We start from the raw sequence: 17,878 nt of genomic DNA, 5'->3' as shown, positions 1-17,878 counted from the left end.
AATGCCTCCTGTCAGCCCAGCGTCGGCATGGAGAACGCAGCGCCTGTCTCCTGCTGCATTTCCGGCCAGCGCGCGGTGATGGTTTTCATTCGGGTGTAGAAACGCACGCCGTCGTTGCCGTGCACGTTGAGCGCGCCAAAGATGGAACGCTTCCAGCCACCGAAACTGTGGAATGCCATCGGCACCGGGATCGGCACGTTGACCCCCACCATGCCCGCCTGCACCTCTTCGCAGAAGCGGCGCGCGCAGCCGCCGTCACGGGTGAAGATCGCCGAGCCATTACCATATTCATGGCGGTTAATGAGGTCCACCGCGCTGGCGTAATCTGCTACCCGCACCACAGAAAGCACCGGGCCAAAAATCTCTTCTTTATAGATGGTCATCTCCGGTGTGACGTTATCAAACAGCGTCGGCCCGACGAAGTAGCCCTGCTCGTGGCCCTTCACGCTGAAGCCGCGCCCGTCCACGCGCAGTTTCGCCCCCTGCGCTTCCCCGCTGTCGATATAGCCCAGCACCTTGCTGCGGTGCGCGGAGGAGATAAGCGGCCCCATTTCGTTTTCCGGTGTCTGGTCCAGCCCCGGCCCGACGCGCAGCGCTTCAATCTGTTTTTCCAGCCGGGTGCAGAGGTCATCGGCGGTTTTATCCCCCACCGCCAGTACCACTGAAAGCGCCATGCAGCGTTCCCCCGCCGCGCCGTAGGCCGCGCCCATGATGGCGTTGGTCGCCATCTCCATGTCGGCATCCGGCATTAAAATGCAGTGGTTTTTCGCGCCGCCCAGCGCCTGACAGCGCTTACCGTGGGCGGAGGCGGTCTGGTAAATGTATTCGGCAATCGGCGTGGAGCCGACAAAGCTCACCGCCTGTACGCGCGGGTCGGTCAGGAGCACGTCAACGGACTCTTTATCCCCCTGCACCACGTTGAAGACGCCGTCCGGCAAGCCTGCCTCTTTTAGCAGCTGCGCCAGCGCGAGCGCGAGAGAAGGGTCTTTTTCCGACGGCTTCAGCACGAAGGTATTCCCGGTCGCCAGCGCAATGGGAAACATCCACATCGGCACCATCGCCGGGAAGTTAAACGGCGTGATCCCGGCGCAGACGCCGAGCGGCTGCATCAGGGAGTGGCTGTCGACGCCGGTACCGACGTTCGCAGAGTGTTCACCCTTTTGCAGATGCGGGATACCGCAGGCAAATTCCACCACTTCCAGACCGCGGGTCAGTTCGCCCACCGCGTCGGAGAAGACCTTGCCGTGCTCTTCGCTGATGATGCGGGCCAGGCGCGTCATGTTCTCTTCCAGCAGCGCCTTGAAGCGGAACATCACGCGCGCGCGCTTAAGCGGAGCCTGGCGCGCCCACGCGGGAAACGCCTGATGCGCGGCGGCAATCGCCTGCTCCGTTTCCTGCGCCGTACTCATCACCACCTGGCGGATCTGCTCGCCGGTGGCCGGGTTGAAGATCGCCTGAACGCGCTGGCCTGAACCGGTGACACATTCGCCGTGAATAAAATTCGCTACCGTCTCCATCCTTAACCTCTCGCTGTTGATACGTGACTGTTACCTGAACGCTGTGTACTGGACACTATATATGAAACAAATATTCCATTTTAAGTTGAAATAAAATAAATGATGATTATTGTGATCAAGGATGGATTTTTATGTTAACAGCCAGCAACACTGACGCTGCGTGCGCTATTAAGGGATTTCGGGCGAGGAAATGACTGAAGCTTCTGTTTCATTTTTGCTGCCAGATGGATGGCCGACATTTAAAAGACGCGGTTTTGCGTTTAGAATCATCAGACTGTATTTGGGGGATAACATGACGACAGCAACCAGCCTGAACGAACTGCAGCAGCAAATCCGCGATCGCTACGATAGCCTGAGCAAGAGGCTGCAGCAGGTCTCCCGCTACGTGCTGGATAACACCAACAGCGTGGCCTTTGATACGGTTGCCGTCATTGCCGAGCGAGCCGACGTGCCGCCTTCGACGCTGATCCGCTTTGCCAACGCCTTTGACTTCACCGGTTTCAACGAAATGAAACAGCTGTTTCGCATGAACCTGGTGGAGGAGACTGCCAGCTACAGCGACCGCGCGCGGCTGTTCCGCGAAATGGAGAGCGAGGCCGTGCCGGAAACGCCTCTCGATATTCTGCAGGAGTTCGCCCGCTCGAACGCGCAGGCGCTGCAGCAGCTGGCCGCCCGCGCCGAGCCGGAAATGCTGGAGCGCGCGGTACAGCTGCTGGCCGACGCCGACACTATCTACATCGCCGGACTGCGCCGCTCGTTTAGCGTCGCTGCCTACCTCACCTACGCCCTGAGCCACCTGGAGTGCCGCCCTATCCTGCTCGACGGCATGGGCGGGATGCTGCGCGAGCAGATCAGCCGCATTAAGGCGCGCGACATCGTGGTGTCGATCAGCTTCTCGCCGTACGCGGAAGAGACGGTGATGGTCAGCGAAACCGCCGCCAGCGTCGGCGCCCGGCAGATCGTGATTACGGACAGTCAGATAAGCCCCCTGGCAACGTTCAGCGATCTCTGCTTTGTGGTGAAGGAGGCACAGGTGGATGCGTTCCGGTCTCAGTCGGCAACGCTGTGCCTGGTGCAGTCGCTGGTGGTGGCGCTGGCGTATCGGTTGGGTGAAGGGAAATAAGGCAATAAAAAACCCCCTGCGCAGGCAGAGGGTTTGGGTGTTAATTCATAGGGAAATCATTCCCATTCAATCGTAGCCGGTGGCTTACCGCTGATGTCATATACGACTCGCGATATCCCATTGACTTCGTTGATTATTCTGTTAGACACGCGGCCTAAGAAGTCATACGGCAGGTGCGCCCAGTGCGCGGTCATGAAGTCGATGGTTTCCACCGCACGCAGGGAGACAACCCAGTCGTACTTACGGCCATCGCCCATGACGCCGACGGAGCGAACCGGCAGGAACACGGTGAACGCCTGGCTCACTTTGTTGTACAGGTCAGCTTTGTGCAGCTCTTCGATGAAGATCGCGTCCGCGCGACGCAGCAGGTCGCAGTACTCTTTCTTCACTTCACCCAGCACGCGCACGCCCAGACCCGGCCCCGGGAACGGGTGACGGTAGAGCATGTCGTACGGCAGACCCAGTTCCAGACCGATCTTACGCACTTCGTCTTTGAACAGCTCGCGCAGCGGCTCAACCAGCCCCATCTTCATCTCTTTCGGCAGGCCGCCCACGTTGTGGTGAGATTTGATGACGTGCGCTTTACCGGTTGCGGAAGCCGCAGACTCGATCACGTCCGGGTAGATGGTACCCTGCGCCAGCCACTTCACGTCTTCCAGCTTCAGCGCTTCTTCATCGAACACTTCGACGAAGACGCGGCCGATGATCTTACGTTTCGCTTCCGGATCGTTCTCGCCTTTCAGCGCGTCCAGGAAGCGCTGCTCGCCTTCCACGTGAACGATGTTCAGACCGAAGTGGTCGCCGAACATGTCCATGACCTGCTTCGCTTCGTTCAGACGCAGCAGACCGTTGTCCACGAAGACGCAGGTCAGGTTTTTGCCGATGGCGCGGTGCAGCAGCATCGCGGTGACGGAGGAGTCCACGCCGCCGGAGAGGCCGAGGATTACTTTGTCATCGCCAACCTGCTGGCGGATACGCTCAACGGCGTCGTCGATGATTTTTGCCGGGGTCCACAGGGCTTCACACTGGCAGATGTCACGCACGAAGCGCTCCAGCATGCGCATACCCTGACGGGTGTGGGTCACTTCCGGGTGGAACTGCACGCCGTAGAAGCGTTTTTCTTCGTTCGCCATGATGGCGAACGGGCAGCTTTCGGTGCTGGCAACGGTCACGAAGTCGGACGGGATGGCGGTAACCTTGTCGCCGTGGCTCATCCACACGTCCAGCAGCGGCTTGCCGTCTGCGGTCAGGGAGTCTTCGATACCGCGCACCAGCGCGCTGTCGGTGACAACTTCAACCTGCGCGTAGCCGAACTCACGCTCGTTAGAGCCTTCTACATGGCCGCCCAGCTGCATCGCCATGGTCTGCATGCCGTAGCAGACGCCGAATACCGGCACGCCCGCTTCGAACACGTACTGCGGCGCGCGCGGGCTGTTCTCTTCGGTGGTGCTTTCCGGGCCGCCGGACAGGATGATGCCGCTTGGATTGAATTCGCGAATCTGTGCTTCCGTGACATCCCACGCCCACAGCTCACAGTAAACGCCCAGTTCACGCACGCGGCGCGCGACCAGCTGAGTGTACTGAGAACCGAAGTCCAGGATGAGAATGCGATGTTTATGAATGTTTTCCGTCATTGACGCTAATTCCGAGGCAAGTGAAACAAAACAAAGCGCCCGGCAGAAGCCGGGCGCGGAAACTTATCAGGAGCCCAGACGGTAGTTCGGGGACTCTTTGGTGATCGTCACGTCGTGAACGTGGCTCTCCTGGATACCCGCACCGCTGATGCGTACGAATTCCGCTTTGGTACGCAGCAGGTCAATGGTACCACAGCCGGTCAGACCCATACAGGAACGCAGGCCGCCCATCTGCTGGTGAATGATCTCTTTCAGACGGCCTTTATAGGCCACGCGGCCTTCGATACCTTCCGGTACCAGTTTGTCAGCAGCGTTATCGGTCTGGAAGTAACGGTCAGAGGAACCTTTGGACATCGCGCCCAGGGAGCCCATCCCACGGTAAGATTTGTAAGAACGGCCCTGGTAGAGTTCGATTTCGCCCGGGGATTCTTCGGTACCAGCGAGCATGGAGCCTACCATTACGGCAGCAGCGCCCGCGGCGATGGCTTTAGCGATGTCGCCAGAGAAGCGGATACCGCCGTCAGCGATAACCGGAATACCGGTGCCTTCCAGCGCTTCAACCGCGTCAGAAACCGCGGTAATCTGCGGAACGCCCACGCCGGTCACGATACGGGTGGTACAGATGGAGCCAGGGCCGATACCCACTTTCACCGCGCTGCAGCCGGCGTCAGCCAGCGCGCGAGCGCCTGCGCCCGTCGCCACGTTGCCGCCGATGATCTGCAGGTCAGGGTATTTTGCACGGGTGTCGCGAATACGCTGCAGCACGCCTTCGGAGTGGCCGTGAGAGGAGTCAATCAGCAGGACGTCAACGCCCGCCGCCACCAGCGCGTCAACGCGCTCTTCGTTACCTGCACCTGCGCCTACGGCAGCGCCGACGCGCAGACGGCCATGCTCGTCTTTACAGGCGTTCGGTTTACGTTCTGCTTTCTGGAAATCTTTAACGGTGATCATGCCGCGCAGGTGGAAGTTCGCATCCACAACCAGCGCTTTCTCAACGCGTTTTTCGTGCATTTTCGCCAGCACCACGTCGCGAGTTTCGCCTTCGCGGACGGTCACCAGACGCTCTTTTGGCGTCATGTAGACGCTGACAGGCTGGTTCAGGTCAGTCACAAAGCGCACGTCACGACCGGTGATGATGCCCACCAGTTCATTGTCTTCGGTCACTACCGGGTAGCCGGCAAAGCCGTTACGTTCGGTCAGGGCTTTCACTTCGTGCAGGGTAGTGGTTGGCAGAACGGTCTGAGGGTCGGACACGATGCCGGACTCATGCTTCTTCACGCGGCGAACTTCTTCCGCCTGACGCTCGATAGACATGTTTTTGTGGATAAAGCCAATGCCGCCTTCCTGTGCCAGGGCGATAGCCAGGCGCGCTTCAGTCACGGTGTCCATTGCCGCGGAGAGCATAGGAATGTTCAGACGAATGGTTTTCGTCAACTGCGTGCTGAGGTCGGCAGTATTCGGCAGAACGGTGGAATGAGCGGGAACGAGGAGGACGTCGTCAAACGTCAGTGCTTCTTTAGCGATACGTAGCATGGGCAATATCTCTGACCTGGGTGGTTAAATATTGCCGTGGCATTATACAGAGCGTAACCGATTGCATCTACACTTTTTTGAAAAAATGCTTGCGAATGCCTCTCAGCAGGTTACTATCGACTGAATAACTTGCTGATTTAGAATTTGATCCCGCTCACATGTTATCCTCTCAATCCCCCTCAATTTATACCGTCAGCCGCCTTAATCAGACGGTGCGTTTGCTGCTTGAGCAGGAAATGGGGCAGGTCTGGATCAGCGGTGAAATCTCAAACTTCACGCAGCCGTCTTCCGGACACTGGTACTTTACCTTAAAAGACGACACCGCCCAGGTGCGTTGTGCGATGTTCCGCAACAGCAACCGTCGCGTGACGTTCCGTCCGCAGCACGGCCAGCAGGTTCTGGTTCGCGCCAATATCACCCTGTATGAGCCGCGCGGCGATTATCAAATCATCGTTGAGAGCATGCAGCCCGCGGGCGAAGGCCTGCTGCAGCAAAAGTATGAACAGTTAAAGGCGAAGCTCTCTGAAGAGGGACTTTTCGACCAACAGTTCAAAAAGCCGCTGCCCTCGCCTGCCCACTGCGTGGGTGTCATCACCTCGAAAACCGGTGCCGCCCTGCACGACATTTTGCACGTACTGAAGCGTCGCGATCCTTCCCTGCCCGTCATTATCTACCCGACCGCCGTTCAGGGTGACGATGCGCCAGGCCAGATTGTACGCGCCATTGAACTGGCAAATGCGCGTAAGGAGTGTGACGTGTTGATCGTCGGGCGCGGCGGCGGCTCGCTGGAAGACCTGTGGAGCTTTAACGACGAGCGCGTGGCGCGGGCAATCTTTGCAAGCGAGATCCCCGTGGTGAGCGCCGTCGGGCATGAAACGGACGTAACAATCGCGGATTTTGTTGCGGATCTGCGTGCGCCTACGCCGTCCGCGGCGGCGGAAGTGGTGAGCCGTAACCAGCTGGAGCTGCTGCGTCAGCTTCAGAACGGCCAGCAGCGTCTTGAGATGGCGATAGACTACTTCCTTGCCAACCGTACCCGCCGCTTTACCCAGCTTCATCACCGTCTTCAGCAGCAGCACCCGCAGCTTCGTCTGGCGCGTCAGCAGACCGTGCTGGAACGCCTGCGTCAGCGCATGAACTTTGCGCTTGATAATCAGCTTAAGCGCGCGGTGACGCGCCAGCAGCGTGTGACCCAGCGCCTGAACCAGCAGAATCCGCAGCCGAAAATCTATCGTGCGCAAACGCGCATTCAGCATCTGGAATATCGTCTGGCAGAGACTCTCCGGGCGCGCCTGAGCACCACACGTGAGCGTTTTGGCAACGCGGTGACCCATCTGGAAGCCGTCAGCCCCCTCTCCACGCTGGCGCGCGGCTATAGCGTAACGACGGCAGCGGACGGCAAAGTGCTGAAGCAAACCAAACAGGTGAACACCGGTGACGTTCTTACCACCCGCCTGTCTGACGGCTGGGTGGAAAGCGAAGTGAAATCAATTAAACCGGTGAAAAAGACGCGTCAGCGCAAAACCGGATAATTCTTCGCCGGTTACTTACTATACTGCTGCTATTCCCTTTTTTAATAAGGAGAGCAGCATGTCCCATCTTCGTAGCGTTATTCCCCCTTATATTCTTCGTCGTATTATCGAAAGCGGTTCCGAACCGCAGCAGCGCTATGCCCGTCAGACCTTAACCCACGTCCAGACGCTGATGGCGCATATGCCGGGCAAACCCGCCGCGCCGCACGTGAATAAAGCCGGTCAGCTTGAGCGCGATATCTACGATGCGAAACAGACCCAGGAGCTGCCGGGTACCCAGGCGCGTTACGAGGGCCAGCCGTCGAATGGCGATGTGGCCGTGGACGAGGCGTACGATTATTTGGGTATCACCCATGATTTCTTCTGGAAAGAATATCAGCGCGATTCGCTCGATAATAAGGGGCTGATTTTGACCGGCACCGTTCACTATGGCCGGGAATATCAGAACGCCTTCTGGAACGGTCAGCAGATGGTGTTTGGCGACGGCGACGGGGAGATCTTTAACCGCTTTACGATTGCCATCGACGTGGTGGCGCACGAGCTGAGCCACGGCGTCACCGAGACCGAAGCCGGGCTAATCTATTTTGAACAGTCGGGCGCGCTGAATGAGTCCCTGTCAGACGTGTTTGGTTCGCTGGTGAAACAGTACCATCTCAAGCAAACCGCCGATAAAGCAGACTGGTTGATTGGTGAAGGGCTGCTGGCCGCGGGCATTAACGGCAAAGGGCTGCGCTCCATGTCTGAACCCGGCACCGCCTACGACGATCCCCTGCTCGGCAAAGACCCGCAGCCCGCGCACATGAAAGATTTCATCAAAACGCGCGAGGATAACGGCGGCGTCCATCTTAACTCCGGCATCCCCAACCGGGCGTTTTACCTGGCCGCGACGGCGATCGGCGGTTACGCCTGGGAAAAAGCCGGTTATGCCTGGTACGACACGGTTTGCGATCGCAATCTGGCGCAGGATGCGGATTTTGATGCCTTCGCAAAACTGACGATAGCGCACGGAGAGAAACGCTCCGGTAGCGACGTCGGGGCGGCGATAAAACAGGCCTGGGAACAGGTGGGAGTGCTGTAAATGCAGGTTCCGGAACTGACGGATGACGCCGTGGTTGAGCTGGCCCGGGAAGGCGGCGTCGCTTTTATTCCTAAACTGAGCGGCCAGCGTACCATCGCGCTCTCCTCGCTCAATGAGGCCCAGCGCCAGCGCCTGGTGAGCATCCTGGAGCAGGCCTTTCCGCGCGGTCAGCCGCCGGGTCAGACGTCGTCACCCGGCAGCGGGGACCAGCGCTATTTCCGCATCCAGATTATCTGGACCGGCCAAAATCAGGCGCACTACGCCGATATCATCGTGCTGGTACCCGAGCAGGAAGCGCCCGAGTCGCTGGTCGAGCTGTGGAAAAAAGGCGAAGACTGCGTGTGCGATTAATCTTCGGCCGGAACAAACTCCACGCGCTTTTTAGAAATTAAGCCGTGGCCGTTCTGGCAGAAATAGTCCACCGCCCCGCAGGCCTTTAAGACCTGGAGTGGCTGATGGCACTCCGGGCAGCGGGCTTCGAGCGCAATATCTTTATTACAGCTGTCGCAGTGCGCCGCTCCGTTCAGGGGTTCAAGCTGTGCCTGGCAATCCGGGCAGGTAATGGTCATGGTGTCTCCTTCAGGGCGTTCAGGTCTGCGATAATTTTACCACGTCTTCAGTGCGGGCCACGCAACTGTTGCTGCAAGGTCAGCAGCAGCGCCACCTCATCGATCCTGCGGCGCGTTGTGCGGCTCACCTCCTGCGGATCGCGCTCAAACAGACTGTTTGCGCCAAGAATATGACCGGCAAGACAGCGTTCGTAAATCGTGCCGGGGATATGCCAGCGCTGAATAGTCTTACCTTTAACTAGCTCCAGCACATCTTCCGCGCCGCGTCGGTCGTAGTTGATAATGCGGCCGTCACGTAAATAGAGACGCAGGCCCTTTTGCCCGCCCGCGGGTCCCGCGTATTTATTAAGCCAGATGCCCACCGGCACGCCGCTGATGGTTCCCTGCAAGTGCGCCTCGCCTTCCGCGGTGGTCTGGTCACCCTTTGCGATATCGTGGCCCAGGCGGTCTTTAGCCGTTACCATCTGCAGCGTCATATCGTCCTGACCGCCCAGATAGCGCAACGTTTCACGCAGCATCGCCAGCACGTGCGTTCCGATATCCAGAATCACGCCGTCCGGGTGGCGAAGCGTTCTGGTATCCGGTTCTCCGGTCGCGAAATTGAGCGCGATGGGTTCCCCTGCGGCGTTGTATCCGCTCGGCTCCTGCAAAAAACCTTCGATTCTGGCAATGTCAGATACATGGCCGACCAGCGACCGCTTCACCGTTTCGATGCGCGCCATCCAGTGGTCGAGCGCCAGCACGCGGGACGCCACGCCGGGCGTTGCCAGCAGCGTGTTAAGTTTTTCGATTTGAGGAAGCGTGGCGACAATCGGTTTTTCAATCACAATCCGCGGAACCGGCGAGGCAATCGCCAGCTCAAGCACTTCAAGGTGGTGCAGCGATGCGGTGGTAATAAAAAGGGTATCCAGCGGGGTGGCTAAAAGCGCCGCAAGCGAGGCGCAGCGCGTAACGCCTTCAGGGTGCTTTGCGGGGAGAACATCAAAGCCGAAACAACGAACAGCGCCATCGAACAGATTACGTAGTGCGGGCAGATAGGCTGTTTCCACTACCGCACCAAGACCAACAAATCCTAACCGCATGGTTTCACCTCAGGAAGTACAGTGCCGGGGCATAACGCCTGCCCCGGCACACTGAGGTTTATGAGGCGCTAGCTGCCGGTTTAGTTTGTGCATTTTCCAGCATGCGGCGCACCGGAACAATGAGGACGATCAGCACTGCGGCACAAATCAGCAGCGCGATGGAGCAGCGCGCGAAGAGATCCGGCAGCATATCCAGCTGGTCGGCCTTCACGTGACCGCCAATCAGGCCCGCCGCCAGGTTACCTAGCGCGCTGGCGCAGAACCACAACCCCATCATCTGGCCGCGCATTCTCTCCGGCGCCAGCAGGGTCATGGTCGCCAGACCGATCGGGCTCAGGCACAGCTCACCGAGCGTCAGCATTAAGATACTGCCCACCAGCCAGAACGGCGACACGCCCGCCCCGCCGTTGCTCAGCACGTTCTGTGCCGCCAGCATCATCAGGCCAAAGCCCGCTGCCGCACACAGAATACCGATAACAAACTTGGTGATGCTGCTCGGGCGAATGTTCATGCTCGCGAGCTTTGGCCATGCCCAGCTGAACACCGGGGCCAGCAGGATGATGAACAGGGCGTTGATCGACTGGAACCATACCGCAGGAATTTCAAAATCACCGATCATGCGGTTAGTGTAGTCGTTGGCAAACAGGTTGAACGAGGTTGGCTTCTGCTCAAACGCGGACCAGAAGAACGCAGCGGAGACCAGCAGAATAAAGCAGACCAGCAGCCTGGCGCGCTCTTTGCGGTTCAGGCCCGCGAAGATGAACAGGTAGATGAAGTAGAGGGCAACGGACGCCGCAATTACGTAGACCAGCACGCTGGCTACCGCGACCGGGTTAATGACAATCACGCCCTGCGCGATCAGCGTCACGAGCGTTGCCACGCCTGCCGCCAGCGCCAGCAGCCAGACGCCCACGCCGTTGCGCTTCACCACCGGGCTGTTCCATGTCGAGTCCAGACCGACTTCGCTGTCGTAGCGCTTCATCGCCGGAACCGCAAATACGCGGAAGATAATCAGCGCCACCAGCATCCCGATGCCGCCAATACCAAAGCCCCAGTGCCAGCCGTGGGTTTTTATCAGCCAGCCGGAAATCAGCGGGGCGATGAACGAGCCCATATTAATGCCCATGTAGAACAGCGAGAAACCGCCGTCACGACGTGCATCGCCTTTTTTATACAGGGTGCCGACCATCACCGAGATACAGGTTTTGAACAGGCCAGAGCCGAGCACGATGAACATCAGGCCGATAAAGAACAGGTTGTTGCCCATGATAGCCGACAGCGCAATCGACAGGTGGCCGAGCGCGATCAGAATCGAACCGTACCAGACGGCTCTCTGCTGGCCGAGCCAGTTATCCGCCAGCCAGCCGCCCGGCAGCGCGGCCAGGTACATGGTACCGGCAAAAATACCGACAATCGCCGAGGCGTTTTCGCGCGCCAGCCCCATCCCGCCGTCATAGACGGTGGCGGCCATAAACAGGATCAGCAGCGGGCGAATGCCGTAGAACGAGAAACGCTCCCACATCTCGGTAAAGAACAGCGAACCGAGCGGATAAGGATGGCCGAAGAAGGTTCGGCTCTCTTTGTGATTAACAGAGGATTGCATAATTCTCCCGAAAGGTATGTGTCGTGCTTGTAAACACCAGCAGGTACGCCGGCCAGTTACGTATCTGACCGATTTTTTACATGCGGCGAAAAGTTAGTTAACCATTTGATAACCAGTCGCTAGTTTTGTCTAGTACCGGACCAGGGACTTTAAGATGAAAATTCGACGATTGTCTACTTTTCTGGATTTAAAGATGGTTGGGAGTGAATAGTGATTGACTTCACACAGAGAGAACCGACGGTATGATTGGGCCAAAAAAAGCCCGCGATAAACGCGGGCCTTTGTGAGATCGGCAATGATTATTTGCTTTTCTTAATGTGCTTAATCAAACGCTTACGCTTACGCATCTGGTTCGGCGTCAGGGTGTTGCGCTTGTTGGCGAACGGGTTTTCCCCTTCCTTAAACTGGATACGAATAGGCGTGCCCATCACGTCCAGCGATTTACGGAAGTAGTTCATCAGGTAGCGCTTGTAGGAATCCGGCAGGTCTTTCACCTGGTTGCCGTGAATCACCACGATTGGCGGGTTATAGCCACCGGCGTGGGCATATTTCAGCTTCACGCGACGACCGCGCACCAGCGGCGGCTGGTGGTCTTCCGCTGCCATATTCATGATACGGGTCAGCATGGCGGTGCTCTGACGACGGGTGGAGCTGTCGTAGGCTTCACGCACGGATTCGAACAGGTTACCGACGCCGCTGCCGTGCAGCGCAGAGATAAAGTGCACGCGGGCAAAGTCGATAAAGCCCAGACGGAAGTCCAGGGTCTCTTTCACCTGCTCGCGCACTTCATTGCTCAGGCCATCCCACTTGTTGACGACGATGACCAGTGAGCGCCCACTATTGAGGATAAAGCCGAGCAGAGAGAGATCCTGATCGGAGATACCTTCGCGCGCGTCGATGACCAGCAGCACCACGTTGGCATCTTCAATCGCCTGCAGGGTTTTGATAACGGAGAATTTTTCCACCACGTCGGTGATTTTTCCGCGCTTACGTACACCGGCGGTGTCGATGAGGACATACTCACGTTCATCGCGCTGCATCGGGATGTAGATGCTGTCACGCGTAGTGCCCGGCATGTCGTAAACCACCACGCGCTCTTCACCCAGAATACGGTTAGTAAGCGTAGACTTACCTACGTTTGGACGACCGACGATAGCCAGCTTGATCGGCAGATCCTGCGGGTTGAAGTCATCCTCAGGCTCTTCTTCTTCGCCCTCTTCACCGTCTTCGAACTGCGCCCAGTATGCGGCGTCTTCGTCCACCTCTTCCGGCGGGTTCACTTCGTCCACCCACGGCAGCAGAACGGTTTCCAGCAGGCTGGTCACACCGCGACCATGCGATGCCGCAATCGGGTGGATATCCCCCATGCCCAGAGACCAGAAGTCCGCGATAGCCTGATCGGCATCGATGCCGTCAGTTTTATTCGCCACCAGGAAAGTTGGCTTTTCGCGAGAACGCAGGTGCTTAGCAATTGCGGAGTCCGCCGGCATCAGGCCAGCGCGCGCATCCACCATGAACAGCACAACATCCGCTTCTTCAATCGCCAGCAAGGACTGTTCCGCCATGCGGGTTTCAACGCCGTCTTCTGTGCCATCAATACCGCCGGTATCAATACAGATGAACTCGCGTCCTTCCACCTCTGCACGACCGTACTTACGGTCACGCGTCAGCCCCGGGAAATCCGCAACCAGCGCATCACGGGTGCGTGTTAAACGGTTAAAAAGAGTGGATTTTCCAACGTTAGGGCGCCCGACAAGCGCGACCACAGGTACCATGTTTGAAGCCTCATAAAATTCAAATAAACGTCGCATTCGCGGCGTTTTTAAAAATGTCAAAACGGCTCCTGAGTGAACAGGAGCCGTTTAGTATACTACAACCGCCGGGTAATTAACGCGTGATCGCGTACAGCGTGCCGTCTTTTGCCTGAATCAGCAGTTTGCCGTCAGCCACAACCGGGTCGGTCAGGAAGCCTGAACCGTCCACTTTCTGCTGCGCCACGAAGCGGCCATTCTCTGGATCAACCCAGTGCATATAGCCTTCGCTGTCGCCAACCACCAGGCTACCGTTGTACAGCACTGGCGCGGTCAGCAGACGGTGCAGCAGATCGCTTTGCGTCCACAGCGTCACGCCGCCTTCGGTGCTCAGCGCCAGCAGGCGATCGTTCTGGTCAACCATATAGATGCGGTTACCGTCAACGATGAAATCATTCACAGAGCCCAGCTCACGTTTCCACATGATCTGGCCGCTGCGCAGGTCCAGCGCGGTCAGGTTGCCGTTATAGGCCAGGGCGTAAACCACACCGTCAACGATAACCGGAGTAGTGTCTACGTCGCTCAGGCGGTCGATTTCCGTTGAGCCAGTGGCCTGCGAGATACGCTGCTGCCAGATCATCTGGCCCTGCTGCATCAGCACGGCACTCACGCGACCGTTGTCACCGCCCACAATGGCAGCGCCAAACGCGGTTGCCGGCGCGGATTCACCGCGCAGAGAGAGCGCAGGCATATCCAGGTTAACGGTCCATTTCACCAGACCGTCCGCTTCGTTCAGCGCCTGCAGCTGGCCGTTGCTGGTATGGATCAGCACCAGCCCGTCGCTCACGACCGGACGTGACAAGGATTCACCGGCTACGGCGGTCTGCCATGCAACAGAACCATCGCTGGCATTCAGCGCGTAAACCTGCGCTTTTTCGCTGCCCACGTACACGTGACCACCGGAAACGGTCAGGCCGCCAGACAGCAGTGCCGGTTTACGGGAGAACCAGCCGTCTTTTTCCGCCAGGTTAACGGACCACACTTCTTTCCCGTCATCGGCGTTCACCGCTTTCACGGTACCTTTGCGGTCAGCGGCATAGACAACGCTGTCTGCATACGCAGGATGAAGGTTGGAATAGAAATCACCAATCCCACTGCCCACGGAGACATCCCACGCGGTGGATGGGGTAAACTGGTTTTCAACCGTCGGCAGTGGGGACATTTTCACAACGTCTTCTTCGCCACTGAACAGTGAACAACCACTTAATAACGTAACAGAAAGCAGTCCTGGCAGAAGTAATTTACGCAATTGCATCGGGTCCCTCTCAGACGGACAAATTATTTATTTTCATCTGCATCATTTCGCTCAGCGCAGGTGACGCTTTGCTCTCTACACCAGCTTGCCACGCTTTACGCGCGCCCGCTTTGTCACCTTTGCTCAGCAGTGCTTCACCGCGCAGATCGGCAACGATGGCAGCAAAACCTTCGCCTTTGATGGTATCGAGCGTTTTCAGCGCGTCGTCAGCTTTTTTCTGCTGAACCTGAATACGTGCCAGGCGCAGATTGATCACCGCTTTCAGGTTTTCATCGCTGGCAGCAGCAAGGCCCTGAGACAGCTGAGCAGCGGCTTTATCCAGTTCGTTTTTATCAACGTACTGCTGAGCCACTTCCAGCGCTGCCAGTGCACCGTAGGTGTTTTTGTTGTCAGCGGCAAATTTCTCTGCCGCAGCCAGCGTTTGCGGCTGGTCGGCACGAATCGCGCTAACGGTATTTTCATAGGACAGGGACGCGCCGCGCGCGGAATCCGCCTGATGGTTGTTCCAGTAACGCCAGCCCACCAGCGCACCCACACCTAAAATAACCCCAACAACCAGCGCTTTGCCGTTTTCAGCAAAGAAGCGTTTAATCGCGTCGACCTGATCGTGTTCGTTCTCGTACATTTCCACGCCGTCTTTCTCCTTAGCCCAATAGAGTGCGCAAGTGCGCCGCAACGCCGTCCTGCGTTACCGTTGTCTGCTCACCAGAGCGCAGGTCTTTTATTACCACTTCGCCGTTAGCCACTTCGGACTCGCCCAGCACCAGTGCAATACTTGCGCCCCACTTATCGGCACGAGCAAACTGTTTTTTGAAGTTGCCGCCGCCATGGTTGGTCATCAGCTTAACGCCCGGTAGCGCATCGCGCACGCGTTCGGCAAGCTGCATCGCCGCAGACTGCGTTTCCGCGCCTGAAGCCACCAGGTATATATCGACAACGGAATCTGCTTTAAATTCCGGATTAACTGCCTGAACCAGCAAAACAAGTCGCTCAAGACCCATCGCGAAGCCAACCGCAGGCGCCGCACGGCCACCCAGTTGCTCAACCAGACCGTCATAACGGCCGCCGGCACACACGGTGCCCTGAGAACCGAGGCTGGTGGTTACCCACTCAAACACGGTGCGGTTGTAGTAGTCCAGACCGCGCACCAGACGCTGGTTCACGGTGTAGGCAATGCCCGCCGCTTCGAGCAGCTTGCACAGGCCGGTAAAGTGTTCGCGAGACTCGTCGTCCAGGTAGTCACCCAGCGCAGGGGCATCGTTCAGCAGTGCCTGAACATCAGGGTTTTTGGAATCCAGCACGCGCAGCGGGTTGCTGTACATGCGACGTTTGCAGTCTTCGTCCAGCTTCTCTTTATGCTGCTCCAGGAACGCCACCAGCGCATCGCGGTAGTTAGCGCGCGCTTCCAGAGAACCGATTGAGTTCAGTTCCAGCGAAACGTGCTCAGAGATACCGAGGGCGCGCCACCAGCGGGCGGTCAGCATAATCAGTTCGGCATCGATGTCCGGGCCCTGCAGGCCAAAGACTTCCACACCCAGCTGGTTAAACTGGCGATAACGACCTTTCTGCGGACGTTCGTGGCGGAACATCGGGCCGATATACCAAAGGCGCTGCTCCTGATTGTACAGAAGACCATGTTCGATGCCGGCGCGTACGCAGCCCGCCGTACCTTCCGGACGCAGGGTCAGGCTGTCGCCGTTGCGGTCCTCAAAGGTGTACATCTCTTTTTCAACCACGTCGGTTACTTCACCGATCGCGCGTTTGAATAACGGGGTCTGCTCTACAATCGGCAAACGGATTTCGCTGTAACCGTAGCTGCCGAGCACCTGCTTCAGCGTGCCTTCAATGCGCTGCCAGATGGCGGTTTCGCCAGGCAGGTAATCGTTCATGCCGCGGATGGCTTGAATGTTTTTTGCCACGTTTATTCTCTTTCTATATACAAAAAAAACCCAAAGAATGGGTTCAATCATACATGGGAAGCGGCACGCTTCCCATCACGTTATTTTTCAACCTGCTGAACGCTGATGCGCTGTGTCTCGTCCATCATCGCGGCTTTGGCGCGGATGCGGGCTTCAAGCTGGTCGATCATGTCGCTATTATCCAGACGATCTTTACGAACGCCATCTTCATAGAGACCACTTTTCTTGTTACCGCCGGTTACGCCCAGGGTTGAGACCAGCGCTTCACCCGGACCGTTCACGACACAGCCGATGATGGAGACGTCCATCGGGGTGATGATGTCTTCCAGACGCTGCTCCAGGGCATTCACCGTGCCGATCACGTCAAATTCCTGACGCGAACAGGTTGGGCAGGCAATGAAGTTGATCCCACGCGAGCGGATACGCAGCGATTTCAGAATATCGAAACCGACCTTGATCTCTTCTACCGGATCCGCCGCCAGCGAGACGCGCAGGGTGTCGCCGATCCCTTCGGAGAGCAGCAGGCCCAGGCCGATCGCAGACTTCACCGAACCGCTACGCAGGCCGCCCGCTTCGGTGATCCCGAGATGCAGAGGCTGGTCGATCTGTTTTGCCAGCAGGCGATACGATTCAACGGCCAGGAAAACGTCAGAGGCTTTTACGCTGACCTTGAACTGATCGAAGTTAAGACGATCCAGATGATCGACGTGACGCATGGCGGATTCGAGCAGCGCCTGCGGCGTTGGCTCGCCATACTTTTCCTGCAGATCTTTTTCCAGAGAGCCGGCGTTTACGCCGATACGGATTGGAATGTTTTTGTCGCGGGCGCAGTCAACCACCATGCGAATGCGTTCTTCATTGCCGATGTTGCCCGGGTTAATACGCAGGCAATCAACGCCGTATTCAGCAACTTTCAGCGCGATACGGTAGTCGAAGTGGATATCTGCAACCAGCGGCACGCTGACCTGCTGTTTGATCAGCTTGAACGCCTCTGCGGCATCCATAGTGGGCACTGAGACGCGAACAATGTCCGCGCCTACACGCTCTAATGCTTTGATTTGGTTGACCGTTGCTTCCACATCCGTGGTGCGCGTATTGGTCATCGACTGGACGGCGATAGGTGCCCCATCGCCGACTGGCACATTCCCAACGTAAATCCGTTTCGATTTTCTACGTTGAATCGGAGCCTGGTTATGCATGAAAAATCTCCCGCGTTGCCCGT

At 57.7% G+C, this 17,878-nt stretch carries 15 protein-coding genes; 4 read left to right on the top strand and 11 right to left on the bottom strand.

Annotated elements, in window-relative coordinates:
* Window positions 1-11 precede the first annotated feature (11 nt).
* On the bottom strand, window positions 12-1,517 hold the full coding sequence (locus INF73_RS11865; protein ID WP_045260198.1) for a CoA-acylating methylmalonate-semialdehyde dehydrogenase: 1,506 nt from the start codon (window positions 1,515-1,517) through the stop codon (window positions 12-14).
* Between the two features lie 292 nt (window positions 1,518-1,809).
* On the opposite strand from INF73_RS11865, the gene INF73_RS11860 reads away from it, so the two are divergent.
* Entirely contained in the window at window positions 1,810-2,640 is an 831-nt protein-coding gene (locus tag INF73_RS11860; RefSeq protein ID WP_008502123.1) for a MurR/RpiR family transcriptional regulator, read from the top strand.
* 56 nt (window positions 2,641-2,696) lie between these two features.
* On the opposite strand, the gene guaA is transcribed toward INF73_RS11860, so the two are convergent.
* Together guaA and guaB are read right to left on the bottom strand one after the other, a co-directional pair.
* On the bottom strand, window positions 2,697-4,274 hold the full coding sequence (guaA, locus tag INF73_RS11855; protein WP_003860599.1) for a glutamine-hydrolyzing GMP synthase: 1,578 nt from the start codon (window positions 4,272-4,274) through the stop codon (window positions 2,697-2,699).
* A gap of 66 nt (window positions 4,275-4,340) precedes the next feature.
* On the bottom strand, window positions 4,341-5,807 hold the full coding sequence (gene guaB, locus INF73_RS11850; RefSeq protein ID WP_014884799.1) for an IMP dehydrogenase: 1,467 nt from the start codon (window positions 5,805-5,807) through the stop codon (window positions 4,341-4,343).
* A gap of 158 nt (window positions 5,808-5,965) precedes the next feature.
* On the opposite strand from guaB, the gene xseA reads away from it, so the two are divergent.
* Genes xseA through INF73_RS11835 form a run of 3 tightly spaced genes read left to right on the top strand, consistent with a single transcriptional unit; the run spans window position 5,966 to window position 8,768 of the window.
* A complete protein-coding gene (gene xseA, locus INF73_RS11845) occupies window positions 5,966-7,339 on the top strand; it encodes an exodeoxyribonuclease VII large subunit (protein WP_193540761.1) in 1,374 nt (457 codons plus the stop codon).
* Between the two features lie 58 nt (window positions 7,340-7,397).
* Window positions 7,398-8,417 carry a M4 family metallopeptidase gene (locus INF73_RS11840; protein ID WP_193540763.1) on the top strand — a complete coding sequence of 340 codons (1,020 nt, stop codon included), beginning with the start codon at window positions 7,398-7,400 and terminating at the stop codon, window positions 8,415-8,417.
* Window positions 8,418-8,768, top strand: coding sequence for a protealysin inhibitor emfourin (locus INF73_RS11835; protein WP_028014053.1), 351 nt, complete (start codon window positions 8,418-8,420; stop codon window positions 8,766-8,768). It begins immediately after the preceding gene.
* Here the strand turns inward: INF73_RS11835 and INF73_RS11830 are convergent.
* From INF73_RS11830 to ispG, 8 genes are all read right to left on the bottom strand, one after another.
* Entirely contained in the window at window positions 8,765-8,986 is a 222-nt protein-coding gene (locus INF73_RS11830) for a zinc ribbon domain-containing protein (RefSeq protein WP_028014054.1), read from the bottom strand. The genes INF73_RS11835 and INF73_RS11830 overlap by 4 nt on opposite strands.
* A 47-nt stretch (window positions 8,987-9,033) precedes the next feature.
* Entirely contained in the window at window positions 9,034-10,068 is a 1,035-nt protein-coding gene (locus tag INF73_RS11825) for an oxidoreductase (RefSeq protein WP_193540765.1), read from the bottom strand.
* 58 nt (window positions 10,069-10,126) lie between these two features.
* Window positions 10,127-11,671: a peptide MFS transporter gene (locus tag INF73_RS11820; protein WP_045630992.1), complete on the bottom strand. Its 1,545-nt coding sequence runs from the start codon at window positions 11,669-11,671 to the stop codon at window positions 10,127-10,129.
* 299 nt (window positions 11,672-11,970) lie between these two features.
* Window positions 11,971-13,446: a ribosome biogenesis GTPase Der gene (der, locus tag INF73_RS11815; protein ID WP_028014057.1), complete on the bottom strand. Its 1,476-nt coding sequence runs from the start codon at window positions 13,444-13,446 to the stop codon at window positions 11,971-11,973.
* Window positions 13,447-13,558: 112 nt separating this feature from the next.
* Window positions 13,559-14,737, bottom strand: a complete 1,179-nt coding sequence (gene bamB, locus INF73_RS11810; RefSeq protein WP_028014058.1) for an outer membrane protein assembly factor BamB — start codon at window positions 14,735-14,737, stop codon at window positions 13,559-13,561.
* Between the two features lie 10 nt (window positions 14,738-14,747).
* On the bottom strand, window positions 14,748-15,368 hold the full coding sequence (locus INF73_RS11805; protein ID WP_028014059.1) for a YfgM family protein: 621 nt from the start codon (window positions 15,366-15,368) through the stop codon (window positions 14,748-14,750).
* Window positions 15,369-15,381: 13 nt separating this feature from the next.
* On the bottom strand, window positions 15,382-16,656 hold the full coding sequence (gene hisS, locus INF73_RS11800) for a histidine--tRNA ligase (RefSeq protein WP_193540768.1): 1,275 nt from the start codon (window positions 16,654-16,656) through the stop codon (window positions 15,382-15,384).
* An 80-nt stretch (window positions 16,657-16,736) separates the two neighbouring features.
* The gene (gene ispG, locus INF73_RS11795) at window positions 16,737-17,855 is read right to left on the bottom strand and encodes a flavodoxin-dependent (E)-4-hydroxy-3-methylbut-2-enyl-diphosphate synthase (RefSeq protein ID WP_025757688.1); all 1,119 of its coding nucleotides are present in this window, start codon (window positions 17,853-17,855) and stop codon (window positions 16,737-16,739) included.
* Window positions 17,856-17,878: the final 23 nt, after the last annotated feature.

The organism is Enterobacter cloacae complex sp. P6RS, from assembly GCF_014982245.1.
Classification (GTDB): domain Bacteria; phylum Pseudomonadota; class Gammaproteobacteria; order Enterobacterales; family Enterobacteriaceae; genus Enterobacter; species Enterobacter bugandensis.
The sequence above is the reverse complement of the archived record's forward strand: the minus strand, read 5'-3'. Positions and strand labels throughout refer to the sequence as shown.